14 protein-coding genes are annotated in these 13,385 nt (G+C 42.7%); 1 reads left to right on the forward strand and 13 read right to left on the reverse strand.

All coding sequences use genetic code 11. The features are described 5' to 3' along the window. Positions 1-47 precede the first annotated feature (47 nt). From psr to HT688_RS01725, 13 genes are all read right to left on the reverse strand, one after another. The gene (psr, locus tag HT688_RS01665; protein ID WP_000032344.1) at positions 48-1,322 is read right to left on the reverse strand and encodes a polyisoprenyl-teichoic acid--peptidoglycan teichoic acid transferase Psr; all 1,275 of its coding nucleotides are present in this window, start codon (positions 1,320-1,322) and stop codon (positions 48-50) included. Further along, positions 1,319-2,167 carry a prephenate dehydratase gene (gene pheA, locus HT688_RS01670; RefSeq protein ID WP_000686437.1) on the reverse strand — a complete coding sequence of 283 codons (849 nt, stop codon included), beginning with the start codon at positions 2,165-2,167 and terminating at the stop codon, positions 1,319-1,321. The genes psr and pheA overlap by 4 nt, the downstream gene beginning before the upstream one ends. After that, positions 2,164-2,640: a shikimate kinase gene (locus HT688_RS01675; protein ID WP_001151365.1), complete on the reverse strand. Its 477-nt coding sequence runs from the start codon at positions 2,638-2,640 to the stop codon at positions 2,164-2,166. Before HT688_RS01675 ends, pheA begins: the two co-directional genes overlap by 4 nt. Then, complete coding sequence (gene aroA, locus HT688_RS01680; protein WP_000769893.1) at positions 2,633-3,916, reverse strand: 3-phosphoshikimate 1-carboxyvinyltransferase; 1,284 nt, start codon at positions 3,914-3,916, stop codon at positions 2,633-2,635. Before aroA ends, HT688_RS01675 begins: the two co-directional genes overlap by 8 nt. Positions 3,917-4,006: 90 nt before the next feature. Next, positions 4,007-4,345 carry a YlbF/YmcA family competence regulator gene (locus tag HT688_RS01685; protein WP_000065969.1) on the reverse strand — a complete coding sequence of 113 codons (339 nt, stop codon included), beginning with the start codon at positions 4,343-4,345 and terminating at the stop codon, positions 4,007-4,009. Positions 4,346-4,398: 53 nt separating this feature from the next. Further along, entirely contained in the window at positions 4,399-4,686 is a 288-nt protein-coding gene (locus HT688_RS01690) for a hypothetical protein (RefSeq protein ID WP_000421417.1), read from the reverse strand. Positions 4,687-4,842: 156 nt separating this feature from the next. Beyond that, a complete protein-coding gene (locus tag HT688_RS01695; RefSeq protein WP_001124152.1) occupies positions 4,843-4,992 on the reverse strand; it encodes a hypothetical protein in 150 nt (49 codons plus the stop codon). A 10-nt stretch (positions 4,993-5,002) separates the two neighbouring features. Further along, a complete protein-coding gene (locus HT688_RS01700; protein ID WP_050111729.1) occupies positions 5,003-6,106 on the reverse strand; it encodes a prephenate dehydrogenase in 1,104 nt (367 codons plus the stop codon). A 9-nt stretch (positions 6,107-6,115) separates the two neighbouring features. Further along, complete coding sequence (gene aroC / locus HT688_RS01705) at positions 6,116-7,282, reverse strand: chorismate synthase (protein WP_050207660.1); 1,167 nt, start codon at positions 7,280-7,282, stop codon at positions 6,116-6,118. A 9-nt stretch (positions 7,283-7,291) separates the two neighbouring features. Next, on the reverse strand, positions 7,292-8,359 hold the full coding sequence (gene aroB / locus HT688_RS01710; RefSeq protein ID WP_000702126.1) for a 3-dehydroquinate synthase: 1,068 nt from the start codon (positions 8,357-8,359) through the stop codon (positions 7,292-7,294). A gap of 18 nt (positions 8,360-8,377) precedes the next feature. Continuing rightward, complete coding sequence (locus HT688_RS01715; RefSeq protein ID WP_023932792.1) at positions 8,378-9,232, reverse strand: shikimate dehydrogenase; 855 nt, start codon at positions 9,230-9,232, stop codon at positions 8,378-8,380. Further along, on the reverse strand, positions 9,222-9,899 hold the full coding sequence (gene aroD / locus HT688_RS01720; protein WP_000767767.1) for a type I 3-dehydroquinate dehydratase: 678 nt from the start codon (positions 9,897-9,899) through the stop codon (positions 9,222-9,224). Before aroD ends, HT688_RS01715 begins: the two co-directional genes overlap by 11 nt. Continuing rightward, positions 9,896-11,059, reverse strand: coding sequence for a class I SAM-dependent rRNA methyltransferase (locus tag HT688_RS01725; RefSeq protein WP_031233545.1), 1,164 nt, complete (start codon positions 11,057-11,059; stop codon positions 9,896-9,898). Before HT688_RS01725 ends, aroD begins: the two co-directional genes overlap by 4 nt. A gap of 116 nt (positions 11,060-11,175) precedes the next feature. Here HT688_RS01725 and HT688_RS01730 point away from each other — a divergent pair, with 116 nt between their 5' ends. Next, positions 11,176-13,326 (forward strand): LTA synthase family protein, encoded by a 2,151-nt coding sequence (locus tag HT688_RS01730; RefSeq protein WP_078374280.1) that lies wholly within the window; start codon positions 11,176-11,178, stop codon positions 13,324-13,326. Positions 13,327-13,385 lie beyond the last annotated feature (59 nt).

Genomic DNA, 13,385 nt, shown 5'->3' on the forward strand with positions numbered 1-13,385 from the left:
TGCGGCTAGCTTCCTAGTTTGCACTTTAATTTTCATTGAGTATTATCTTATCTCAAGCCCATTTGAGCGAGCTTGGTTTGATATTTGTTTTGATCAACCAGCAAGCCCAAGCCTCCATAAACATCATAGGCATCTACCCAGTCACCCAGTTCTGGAATCGTCAATTTTTCAATACCATTTTTTGCTCCATCCAAAACAGATAAACCGTTTGTTAGGAGGAAAGTATAGGGTACGTTGGTTGAGGTCATAGCAAAAACCTTTCCAAGAGCTTCAGAACCAGTGAAAAGTTTAGTGGGATCTTTAATTTGCTCTAAAATTGCTGTTAAAACTTGTTGCTGTCTTTTTGTACGGCCGTAATCCGCCTCATCATCATCACGGAAACGAGCATAATTGAGCAGGGTCGAGCCATTCATCTGCTGTTTTCCGACTTTAATGGTTTGGGTTGGAGACTCAGTCTCGGTAGCATATAAATCATCTCCGACTGTAGCTTCTGTTAGGGGACGCCCATTCAATGTTGAAAATTGAGCATCAATCGTCACCCCATCAGGGAAAAGCGTGTCAATCGCTGTGGCAAAGGCCTGGAAATCAACCAAGGCGTAGTACTTAATGTCCAAGTCAAAATTATCTTTCAAGACTTGGCGAACCATTTCTGCCCCTTTTTGCCCCTCTTGTTCTCCTAACTCGTAGGCTACGTTTAACTTGTTATCTGTCTGTTTTCTACCATTAATCACTTGACTATAACCATCTATATAGACCAAATTATCACGCATGAAACTGACTAGCTTCATTTTCTTATCTGAGCCCCCGACATTTAATACCATAATAGAGTCAGTTCGTGTCTCAACACTATTTTGACCGATTCGACCGTCTGTCCCCATGATCAAAATATTAACTCCATCTCTAGTGTCCTGACCATTAAAGACTTGAACCTGTGCTGCCTTAGCATCAGCAGTTTTCTTTGCGCTAGCATCTTGGTAACCACGCAAAAACATGAATACCATGGCCAAAGCCACACAGACCAAAAGTGAAAAAATCACCATAAAAATGCGTTTAAGACGGAGCTTCCGTCTTTTCTTTTTTGGAGGGAAAGAGAGTGCTTGTGATTTGGATTGTGAGCGACTCCGGTTCGCATAGCTTGGTAAGTCAACCTGCTCTTCTCTTTCTTGTTCCAAGCTAGAGCTACTATTTCCCCTAGCAAGAGTTAGCTTTTCTTGCAAATAGGCAAACTCATTTTTTTCTCTCTCATTGAGATAATGAATATTTTTTAGCAAATAATCATAACGCAACTGCTCATGATGACTTAAGGGATTTTCTTTACTCATCTTCTCTCCTTTCCATGGTCTGATATTGGATAAATAGGATAGGCACCCAGAATTTTATACTGGATTCCAATCGCTTCTAATTCTTTTTGGGCAAAGTGGACCAAGTCCTTATCGGTATAATCCACATCGATAATGAAAAAGTATTCACCCAGTGCTGTCTTGAGTGGACGACTTTCAATTTTTGTCAAGTCAATTCCTCGCCAAGCAAAGGTCGACAGGGCCTTATAAAGTGCACCTGGAAGGTTGTCAGGTAATGTCAAGGCCAAACTCATCTTTTCAGTTTGTGCTTGCAAGGGAATAGAAGGCTTTTCAGCTCCTAGAACCCAGAAACGTGTGAAATTGGCTTCCATTTCCTGAATATCCTCGGCAATCAGTTCCAATCCATATTCTTCAGCAGAACTTCTAGGTGCAACTGCTGCAAAGGGCTGGTCTGGATGTTCGGAAATAAAACGGGCCGCATAAGCTGTACTAGCTGTTACCTCGATTTGAGCCTCTGGATATTGTTCATCGATGAATTTCTTTCCTTGAGCCAAGGCCTGTGGATGTGAAAAAATCTTTTCAATCTTAGTATGGCCTGGAACCACCATCAACTGCTGATGAATAGGCTGAACGATTTCTGCTACTGCTTGGATGTGAGCCTGATGAAAAAGATAGTCCAAGGTTTCATGAACACTACCCTCAATAGAGTTTTCAACTGGCACCACAGAATAGTCCACTAATCCTTGCTCATAAGCCTTGATGACATCTGTAATGTTGGCAAAAGCCTGCAATTCCTCATTAGGAAAAGCTGTCTGCACAACATGGTGTGAAAATGATCCCTTGGGACCTAGATAAGCAATTTTCATCTTAGTTCCTCTATAATTTCCTCCGGACTTAGCTTGGTCACATCCAAAATCCGACTAGCCACTTCCTCATACCAAACCTGTCTTTCTTGGAAAATAGCTGCAAGTTCTTCCTTGCTATTATTTAGAAAAAGCGGGCGCTGATTATCCTTATCAGCTGCGATACGTTGGTAGAGGGTTTCAAAATCTGCTTTCAGGTAGATGTTATCTGTATTAGTCTTGAGTAAGTCACGATTTCTCTGAGAAATAACCACTCCTCCTCCAGTTGACACGACTTGGTCTGTTTGTAGTAAATTAGCTAGGACTTCTGACTCTACCTGACGAAAGGCCGCTTCGCCCTTTTCCGCGAAAAATTCCGCAATGGACATACCTAAACGCTTCTCTATCAGAGCATCCATATCAAGGTAGTCTGGGTCTAAACCTCTTGCAATAGTCGATTTGCCAGCACCCATAAAGCCTAGTAACACCTTAGCCATGAGTCAAGTTCTCCAAATCATCAAAGAAGCTAGGATAGCTGGTATTGATGGCTTCTGCCCGATCAAGTTCCACTTCTCCATCTGCAACCAAGAGAGCTGCGATGGCTGTCATCATGCCAATTCGGTGGTCTCCAAACGTATTGACTCTAGCACCGTAAAGAGCGGATTTTCCTTTGATAATCATTCCATCTGCTGTAGGTGTGATATCTGCTCCCATACTATTCAGGGCGTCTGCCACCACCTGAATGCGGTCTGTTTCCTTGACCTTAAGTTCCTCAGCATCCTTGATAACTGTTACACCTTGGGCTTGGGTCGCAAGTAGAGCGATAATGGGCAATTCATCAATCAAACGTGGAATCAAGGCACCGCCAATCTCTGTTCCTTTCAAGTCTGAAGACTCAACAGTCAAGGTAGCAGATTTAGCGACTGGGTCAATTTCAGTCATTTCCAATTTTCCACCCATGGCGCGAATGACATCAATAATACCGGTGCGCGTTTCGTTGATACCCACATTCTGCAGCACTAGACGAGAGTTTGGAACAATCAAACCTGCGACTAACCAAAAGGCTGCACTGGAAATATCTCCTGGTACGACCACCTTCTGTCCTGTCAATTTTTGTGGCCCTTGGACTGTGATTTTCTTGCCCTCCACACTTAAATGGCCACCAAATTGTTGCAACATATCTTCAGTATGATTACGGGTGCACTCTTTTTCGATAATCACTGACTCCCCCTGAGCCTGCAAGGCCGCAAAGATCAAGGCTGACTTGACTTGGGCAGAGGCAATTGGCAACTCATACTGAATAGGTCTTAGGGTTTTCGTCCCTTTTAAGTGAAGAGGAGGCAGGTCTCGCTCAGTTTGTCCCGAAATGCTAACGCCCATTTTTTTCAGAGGAATCGTCACACGATCCATAGGACGTTTGGAAAGACTGTCGTCTCCAAACATTTCTACTTCAAAATCTGCACCTGCAAGGACACCTGAAATCAGGCGAATCGAGGTACCAGAATTTCCCATATCAAGGGCATTTTGCGGAGCTTTTAAGCCTTCCATACCCACACCTTGAATGGTAATAACCCCATCTTTGTCCTCAATTTCAACACCAAGGTCACGAAAAACCTGCATGGTCGAAAGAACGTCTTCACCTCGCAGAATATCATAAACCTTGGTCTCACCCTCAGCCAAACTTCCAAAGATAATGGAACGGTGGCTGATAGACTTGTCACCTGGAACGCGGATACTGCCATGTAAGTGGCGAATGTTTGTTTTTAGTTTCATACTGGACCTCATACTTGCAATACTTTTACCTATTTTATCATAAAAAGCCAGAAATTCCTTAAAAATTCTGACTTTAGGATAGTTCTTTTCTTATTTTAGCAATTCTGAAACTGGTTCGAAAACAATTTTTTCAATGTCAGAAAGGTAAATGGCCAATTGTTGTTGCTTGGTAAAGAATTCTGACAAGAGGCTGTTCCCTTGAATCTGTTTACCAAAGCCTTCCATTTTCGCTTGGAAGGATGCGTCTGGCATTTGCCCTGTCTGGGCTAGTCTTTGAATTTCTTCTTGGAAGGCAACATATTCTGTAAAGATTTTACTTGCCTCAGCATCTGCTGCAATCGCATCTTTAGCTGCTTTAACAGCCTTGTATTCTGGTAATTCGCGTAGACCGCGACTGAGTTCGTTTGCACTATCGTAAATATTTGACATGATTTTCTCCTTATTCATTTCTTTTTAAATTACTAGTCACTCTGTGGTCTTTATTATTGTGCAATCACTTTTATATGACCTCTTGAATGTCCATTGCTTAATTCCTTATCTGGTATATACTCTATCTTCAAAGTTCCTAAATTAGAACCTGTTTTTATTTCATTTGACATAAGATTATCAAAATAGTTCTCTATCTCATCATCAGATAAGGATGATTCAATCGATTTAACAATATCATGAAATACTTCTTTCATTCCTGCAACACCAGATTCACTATTTTCATTTGTCTGATTTATTGTTACATTGATTTTATCAGTATCATTTGCATGTAAAAGCTCCAAGTAGTATCCGTAGCTTGATGCGAAATATTTACTTTTATATTTTATTTTTATATTTCCTTTTTTGATATTTTCTAATGGGCTATTAGAATTTTGATTATAGCTATTGATAAACTCATTAATAATTCTATCGTCTACATACTTTGAATTGGTTTTCTCTTAACTTATTTCCTTGTTGGATGGTTCATTTTTTGTCTCAACACTGGCTTCTGAAGTAGTTTTCACATCTTTTTTAACAGCGTAAGCTCTAAGTAAGATAAAAGAAATAAAGATAACACCAAATATGAATTTAAGCTCTATTTTAGGCATAATTTTCTCCTTATTTGACAACGACTGTGTAGTCGGTATTTTCTGTTATGAGGTGCTCGGCTCTTTCCAAGTCTTGAGCGTTTTTAAATGAAATTTGTAGGATCCCGTGAATATCCTCACGGTTTTCCTCGTTGATGTGGATGTTAACCAAGGAAGTTCCTCGCAGCAATTCCAAAATCCGCAGGATGACATCTTCTTCATCGGGAACGTCGACATAGAGGTCATAAGAGCTATCCACTCCACCACGCTTATGGATTTCCATAGCCTGACGTTGCTCACGCGCTTGGTTGAAAAAGTTCCAGATTTGGTTTTCATCTCCCTTGCTGATAGCCTGACCAACCTCATCCAAACGTTCCTTAAAATCCTCAATTCTCTCTAGGATTGTCTCACGATTGGACAAGAGAATGGAGGTCCACATTCCCGGCTCGCTTTCCGCAATCCGAGTCATATCTCGAAAACCACCTGCCGCAAAGCGCCTTGCCATCTCATGTTCTTGAGCATAAACCGCGGTCTGTTCCATGAGACTAGAAGCCAGAATATGAGGAAAATGGCTAATCTGAGAAGTGACACGGTCATGCTCCTTGGCATCAATCTCGATAAAGCGCGCATGAAGACCTGAAAGCAGATCCTTCATTTCCTCAAGCGTATCCTGACCTGTCAGACTCGAAGGCGTGAAGATATAATAGGCATTTTCAAAAAGATTGACATCCGCAGAAGCAGCCCCTGTCTTGTGACTACCAGCCATAGGATGGGCTCCGACAAAGCGAACAGGTTTGCCAGCCAAATATTGCTCCGCCGCATCCACAATGGCTGACTTGGTCGAACCAGCATCTGAAATAATAACGCCTTCTTTCAAGTCCAAGTTGGCCAACTCCTTAATAAAGGAAATGGTTTGCTTTATTGGCAAGCTGAGAATGATGATATCTGCCAAAGGAGCAAAACTGGCAAAATCATCCGTTGCACGGTCAATCATGCCTTCTTTCAAGGCGATATCTCTCGAAGCTTGACTGCGATTATAACCTAAAATTTCATAATCTGGATGATTGCGTTTGATACCAAGGGCCATAGAGGCACCAATCAAACCAAGACCTGCGATATAGATTGTTTTTGCCATAGGAACTCCTTAATAGTTCTTTGTATAGTCTCGGTGTTTGGTCACCGCTTCTTTTAGTTCCTCAAGATTATCTGATGAGAATTTTTCGAGGATTTCTTGTGCCAAAACCGTTGCCACAACAGCTTCCATAACCACTCCTGCAGCTGGAAGGGCGGTCGGATCACTTCTTTCCACAGTTGCCTTATAAGGTTCGTGGGTTTCGATATCCACACTCATAAGAGGTTTATAAAGAGTAGGAATGGGTTTCATGACGCCACGAACAACGATGGGTTGCCCATTGGTCATACCACCTTCAAAGCCACCTAGATTATTGGTGCGGCGAGTATAACCATCTTCTTTAGACCAGAGAATTTCATCCATGACCTGGCTACCTTTACGGTAACCAGCTTCAAAGCCAAGACCAAATTCCACCCCTTTAAAGGCATTGATAGAGACAACTGCTTGGGCAAGTCTGGCATCTAATTTTCTGTCCCATTGGACATAGGAACCAAGACCAACTGGAACACCTCCAACGACTGTCTCCACAACCCCACCGATGGTATCACCGTCACGTTTGATTTGGTCAATATAATCCTTGATTTCCTGTTCTCTTTCTTGGTTGACAATAGAAACTTCAGACTGGGCAGCTCTTTCCTTAATCTCAGCAACTGTGAGATTCTCAGGAACATTGATTTCCTTGCCACCAAAGACAACGACATGGTTGGCAATCTCCATATCCAGCTCAGCCAAGAGGCGTTTAGCTACTGCCCCAACTGCCACCCGCATGGTGGTTTCACGAGCTGATGAACGTTCTAAAGAATTTCGCAAATCATCAAAGCGGTACTTGATACCCCCAACTAAGTCGGCATGACCTGGGCGAGGATGGGTGATTTTTCGTTTACTTTTAAGGCGATCTTCAATGTCTTCCGCAGACATAATATCCAGCCATTTTTGGTGGTCCTTATTGACGACATCCATGGTAATAGGAGCCCCTGTCGTCTTCCCATGGCGAACACCCGAAGTAAAGACAACTTGGTCGCTCTCAATCTTCATACGACCACCACGACCATAGCCACCCTGACGGCGTTTAAGGTCCCCATTGATATCCTTAGCTATCAAAGGAAGTCCAGCTGGAATTCCTTCAATGATAGCTGTCAGACGGGGCCCGTGTGATTCTCCTGCAGTTAAATATCTCATACACTCTCCTTATTTTACCAAGTAGTCTTTCATCTCTTCCAGAGAAACTGGGTGAATGGTCGCTGAACCAAGCTCTGGCACCAAGACCAATTTCAAGATGTTGCCACGCGCTTTCTTGTCATGAGTCAAAGCCTGATAAAGCTTGTCAACATCCCAGTTTTCATAGTCAACAGGCAAGCCAAATTTCTGACACATAGCTGTAATGGACTGAGTTATTCCTTCTGGCATAAGGCCTTTTTCCTCAGCCACCTTGGAAATCTGCACCATTCCCATGGCAACAGCTTCACCATGCATGACTTTCCCATACCCAGCCGTCGCTTCAATGGCATGACCAATGGTGTGGCCAAAATTGAGGTAAAGGCGAACACCATTGTCCAACTCATCCTCAACTACCATCTTGCGCTTGACCTGACAAGAATGTTCAATCAAGGTCTCTGCATGTTCCAGAATGCTCTCAACAGAACCATCCAGCTCCGTCAAAAGAGCCCACAGTTCTGGATCCTCAATCAAGCCATACTTGATGACCTCCCCCATCCCTTCAATCAACTCTCTTTTTCCAAGCGTTTCAAGGACAAGCGGGTCAATCAGAACCCCATCTGGTTGGGCAAAGGTACCCACCATATTCTTAGCAAATGGAGTGTTAACGCCTGTCTTTCCACCGATAGACGAATCCACCTGGGCAGTTAAACTGGTCGGAATCTGAACAAAGTGAATACCCCGCATATAGGTAGAGGCTACAAAACCAGCCAGGTCCCCAACGACACCACCGCCGAGAGCCACGATTCCATCGCTACGAGTCAACCCCTGCTTAACTAGAAATTCATATACTTTCTGAACAGTAGTTAAATTCTTTCTTTCTTCCCCTTCTAAAAAGTCAAAAACAGCTACCTGAAAACCAGCATCTTCTAGGCTGAGTTTGACCTTCTCAGCATAAAGAGAAGCTACATGGTTGTCTGTTACGATGAGCACTTTTTGTGGTTGCCATAGTTCTCGCAACCATTGACCAGCCTGAGCCAGACAACCTTTTTCAATCTGAATATCATAAGGATGATGAGGAATATCGATTCTGATTTTCATAGGAGAGTCTCCCTTTCTTTATTGGTATTTTTCTGTTAAAGACTGCCAAATCTCTTCTGTCGGCATTTCCTTGCCTGTCCACAGTTGAAAAGCTTCTGCAGCTTGATAGAGCAACATTCCCAGACCATTGACTGCTGGATTGCCCTGACTTCTAGCCCATTTCAAAAATGGCGTTTCAAAGGGTTGGTAAATGATATCTGCGACCAAGAGAGTCTCTGTCAGATTGATGTTTTCTGGAACTGGGGATGATTGACCATCCATGCCCACACTAGTCGCATTGACCAGTAAGCCCGAATCGGCAATCCTTGCTTGCAGTTCCGAAACATCTTCTAAAGCATACAAGTCCACTTTAAAGCCTGTCTGCTCCTGTAACTTGTCTAGGTGAGGTCTTGTTTTTTCCATAGAAACGGAACGAACAAAGACCGAAATCTGACTGACACCATCCAAAATGGCTTGCGCTATAATGGACTTGGCCGCACCACCTGCACCCAGCAGGGTCATCTTCTTACCTGTAATTGTAAAAGAAGGCAAACTCTTAAAGAATCCCTTGCCATCTGTATTATATCCAATCAAATTCCCATTCTCATTGACAACCGTATTGACCGCACCAATCAAGCGCACCTCATCGCTCAGCCCGTCCAAATAAGGAATCACCTGCTCCTTATAGGGCATGGACAGATTGATGCCAAACATCTGGTAGCGACAAATATTGGCTACTGTTTCTGCCAAATCACCCGCTTCAATCTCCCAAGCAACATAAACACCATTGGTAGCTGTCGCCTCAAAGGCCCTATTGTGGATGAAGGGAGAAATAGAATGTTTAATAGGATTGGCAACAACTGCAGCTAAACGTGTATAGCCATCAAGCTTCATCCAAAATCTCCCTGATTTTTTTCATGCTAGCTAGAGAAATCTGACCAGGGGCACTAGCCTCATCCAGACTGGCAAAAGACCAACTCGAACCAGTCACATCCGCAGTGATACGAGAAACCTTGCCCACCTTACCCATAGAAATAGTTACATATTCCTGCTCAGGATTGAGAGTTTTAAAGCCCCGTGTATAGTTCATCAAGTCTAGCACATCCTGCTCCGTATGAGCCATCACCGCAACCTTGACAAGTTTTGGATTTAGGCTCGTCAACTCTGACAAGATTTCCATCATATTTTCAGGTGTTTCTTGGAAATTGTGGTAACTCAAAACGAGATTTGGGAAATCCAGCATTTCCTCAAAAACATCCTTGTAGCTATAGTACTCAAAATCAATATAGTCTGGTTGATAGAGTTGCACCACTTCCTTGATTAAATGGATATATTCTTCTGAAGAAAGGTCAATTTCTCCCCCTTCAGAGCGAGTTCGTAGCGTGAAAACCAACTCACGACCTGCGAATTTTTCAAAAATAGCTGGAGCCACCTGCAAAATCGCTTCTTTAGGCAGATAGTCGGCACGCCATTCAATGATGTCGGCATCCAGGTACCTCGTGGCATCCAGAGCCTGGGCCTCCTCTAAACTTCTTGGCATTACTGAAACGATTAATTTCATTTACTAACCTTCATACTAATCACCTTGAGGTAATTACTACTTTCATCTTTTTTATTATAGGCGAAGTCTGCTGGAAGACCGTATTTATTTAAAATCTGGTAACTTCTTCCTGCAAAGCCTTTATCAATTTGTTCTGTAAATTTCTGACGGGAAACATTGGCAGCATTGGTACTGGCAATGATAATCCCTCCAGGATTTAAAATCTCAAGACTCTGGGAAATCAACTTGTGATAATCCTTGGCCACAGAGAAGGTTTGTTTTTTGTTCCGAGCAAAGCTAGGCGGATCTAGGACAATCACATCGTAGGTCAAGCCTTTTCGTTTGGCATACTTGAAATATTCAAAGACATCCATGACCACAAAACGATGGTCGTCTGTGCTGATTCCATTTGCCTGAAAATGCGCTTGAGACAATTCTCGTGAACGTTTGGCTAAATCAACCGAAGTTGTCTGGTTTGCTCCTCCCATGGCCGCAGCTACTGAAAAAGCTGCTGTATAAGAAAACATATTGAGCAAGGATTTACCCATAGCCAATCCATCCACCAAGCTACCACGAACCTCGTGCTGGTCTAGGAAAATCCCTGTCATCAAGCCATCATTCATAAAGACTTGATACAAGACACCATTTTCCAAAACAGTGAAAAAGTCAGGTGCTTCTTGACCATAAACATGGGTAGATTCATAGTCCAAACCCTTAAAGCGGATCTTCTCATAGGCCCCTAAAACCTCAGGAAAAACCTGTCTAAAGGCTTCTGAGATGGTCTGACGAATCTGATAAACATAAGAGTTATACCAAGAAAAGACAGCATAGTCGCCATAAAGGTCCACTGTCAGACCCCCAAAGCCATCTCCCTCTTGGTTGAAGAGACGAAAGGCAGTTGTCAAATCATCTTGATAGTAGGCGCTTCTCTTTTCTTTGGCTTGTCTAAACAGCATTTCAAAGAAAGCTTGATTGAAGGCCACCTTGTCCTTACTAACAAACCAGCCCAAGCCCTTGTTTTGCTGAGAAAGGTAGGCAGTCCCAAGAAAGGTTCCTTCTTGACCCTGCACTTCTACTTCCTGATCCTTAAGATTGACATTCTCAAGATCACTGGCTTCTAGTAAAACTAGCCCCTTAGCAAGCTTCTTTTCAACCCTTTTGCTAACTCTTATTCTATTCATAACTACCATTATATCAAACTTTTAGCCAATTCTCAAAAAAGAAACTACCCTTGCTTTTTTACTCTTCTTTTAAAAAATGGTATACTAATACTAATAAAAATTTAGGAAGTAAATGTGTGAGAATTAATTTTAACAAAATCCAAAAAGCCATGGGTACCAGACTGGGTTTTGTCCTAACCCTTTTAATCCTCTATTGGCTCAAAACCTTATTAGCCTATGCCGTTGACTTTAATTTAGATATTCAAGTGGGCAAGTTGCAGGGAAATTACCTTGCCTTTATCGCCTTTTTCAATCCCCTTCCCTTGGGATTACTCCTGCTAGCTCTAGCCCTCTATGCTCGGTCAACCAAAATCTTTTATGGTCTGAGTATAGCTATTTATAGCCTGTTATTCATTTGGCTTTATTCCAACGTCTTTTACTATCGAGAATTTAGTGACTTTATCACGGCTAATACCATGAAGGTGGTCAGCAAGGTGTCTGTTGGTACTGCAGAATTAGAGTTACTGCGCTTTTGGGATTTCATCTATTTTATGGATTTCCCACTGCTGGCTTTCCTTTTCTATAAAAAATTCATCCAGCTGGATAGGAGACCTTTCAAATTCCGCTCCAGTGTTGCCATCACCGCTCTCTCTGCCCTGCTCTTTTCAGCTAACCTTTTCTTGGCTGAAATTGAGCGTCCCGATCTCCTATCGCGAGGATTTTCGAATTATTATGTTGTTCGCGCCCTTAGTTTACCCGCCTTTTTAGGCTATAGTGCCAACCAATCATACAGTGCCAACAAGGAACGTGCCAAGGCCTCTGAGACCGACCTGCAACCTATTACAGATTATATTCAAGAACATTCGGCTAAACCTAATCCAGACTATTTCGGCTTAGCCAAAGGGAAAAATGTGATTTATCTCCACTTGGAGAGTTTCCAACAGTTCCTGCTGGACTATAAACTCAACATAGATGGAACTGAGCATGAAGTCACTCCCTTCCTCAACTCCCTCTACCATTCGCAATCAACCCTAGCCTTTTCGAATATCTTTAACCAAGTCAAGGCTGGTAAGACCTCAGATGCAGAAACCATGCTGGAGACTGGTTTGTTTGGACTTGACCAAGGTTCCTTTATGGTCAACTATGGAGGTACCAATACCCAGCAAGCTGCGCCTTTTATCCTATCAAAAAATGGCTACCAATCCAGTGCTGTCTTTCACGGCAATATTGGGACCTTCTGGAACCGAAATACGACCTACAAACAATGGGGCTATCAATACTTCTTTGATGCATCCTACTTCACCAAGCAAGACAGTAGCAATTCTTTCCAATATGGTTTAAATGATAAAATCATGATGAAAGATTCTATTCAGTATCTGGAGCATTTGCAGCAGCCTTTTTATGCCAAGTATATCACGGTGTCCAATCACTATCCCTATGCTAGCAATCTGACTGGCGATGAGCTTGGTTTCCCACTGGCTAAAACCAAAGATGAAACAATCAATGGCTACTTCCAAACAGCCAACTATCTGGACAGTGCCATTAAAGCCTTCTTTGACTATCTCAAAGAAAGTGGCCTCTATGAAAAATCCATCATCGTCATTTACGGAGACCATTATGGTATTTCCAACTCCCGCAATCCTGACCTGGCACCCTTGATTAGCAAGACTTCTGAGAACTGGTCGAATTACGACAATGCCATGTTGCAACGAGTGCCTTTTATGGTGGTCATGCCTGGCTATGAAAAAGGACAAATCATCAATACCTACGGTGGACAAATCGATATCTTACCGACTCTCGAACACCTCCTTGGTATTGAGTCCAGTTCCTTCCTTCAAGTTGGGCAAGACCTTCTGTCTCCAGACCATCAAGAAATCGTTGCCTTTCGAACTGCCAATTCCTTCGTCACACCCAAATATACCAGCTACGACGGACGAACCTACTACACTGAAAGTGGTCTTGAAATCAGCAATCTTGATGAACAAACTCAGACTGAACTAGAAATTGTTCGTCAAGCAGCTAGTCAACAGCTGAAAATCAGCGACCAGATTCAAACTGGCGATTTGATCCGTTTCTACCAAGCAGATCATCTTGGAAAAGTTGATACAGAAAGTATTTCTTACCTCAATTCCTTGCCCATTCTGCAAAAGATTGAGCAAGAAAAAGGAAGTCAGTCAACCAGCCTCTTTAGCCAACGACAAGGCAAAACTAGTACTGACCTTTTCAAGGCACCAAGTTACCAAGAACTCCACCCAGAGTCGGCTGAAACCGAATCAAAATCACAATAAAAAATGCTCTTCCGTCTTGGAGGAGCATTTCTTTTTATCAACAAAAATCAAAGAGCAAA

The organism is Streptococcus sp. 1559 (assembly GCF_013276735.1).
GTDB classification, from domain to species: domain Bacteria; phylum Bacillota; class Bacilli; order Lactobacillales; family Streptococcaceae; genus Streptococcus; species Streptococcus pseudopneumoniae.

Excerpts from the sequence above, each read along its gene's own strand:
- psr (WP_000032344.1), bottom strand. The coding sequence starts at position 1,322 with ATGAGTAAAGAAAATCCCTTAAGTCATCATGAGCAGTTGCGTTATGAT.
- HT688_RS01675 (WP_001151365.1), bottom strand. The coding sequence starts at position 2,640 with ATGGCTAAGGTGTTACTAGGCTTTATGGGTGCTGGCAAATCGACTATT.
- HT688_RS01695 (WP_001124152.1), bottom strand. The coding sequence starts at position 4,992 with ATGCCTAAAATAGAGCTTAAATTCATATTTGGTGTTATCTTTATTTCT.
- pheA (WP_000686437.1), bottom strand. The coding sequence starts at position 2,167 with ATGAAAATTGCTTATCTAGGTCCCAAGGGATCATTTTCACACCATGTT.
- HT688_RS01725 (WP_031233545.1), bottom strand. The coding sequence starts at position 11,059 with ATGAATAGAATAAGAGTTAGCAAAAGGGTTGAAAAGAAGCTTGCTAAG.
- aroA (WP_000769893.1), bottom strand. The coding sequence starts at position 3,916 with ATGAAACTAAAAACAAACATTCGCCACTTACATGGCAGTATCCGCGTT.
- HT688_RS01715 (WP_023932792.1), bottom strand. The coding sequence starts at position 9,232 with ATGAAGCTTGATGGCTATACACGTTTAGCTGCAGTTGTTGCCAATCCT.
- aroD (WP_000767767.1), bottom strand. The coding sequence starts at position 9,899 with ATGAAATTAATCGTTTCAGTAATGCCAAGAAGTTTAGAGGAGGCCCAG.
- aroB (WP_000702126.1), bottom strand. The coding sequence starts at position 8,359 with ATGAAAATCAGAATCGATATTCCTCATCATCCTTATGATATTCAGATT.
- HT688_RS01700 (WP_050111729.1), bottom strand. The coding sequence starts at position 6,106 with ATGGCAAAAACAATCTATATCGCAGGTCTTGGTTTGATTGGTGCCTCT.
- HT688_RS01685 (WP_000065969.1), bottom strand. The coding sequence starts at position 4,345 with ATGTCAAATATTTACGATAGTGCAAACGAACTCAGTCGCGGTCTACGC.
- aroC (WP_050207660.1), bottom strand. The coding sequence starts at position 7,282 with ATGAGATATTTAACTGCAGGAGAATCACACGGGCCCCGTCTGACAGCT.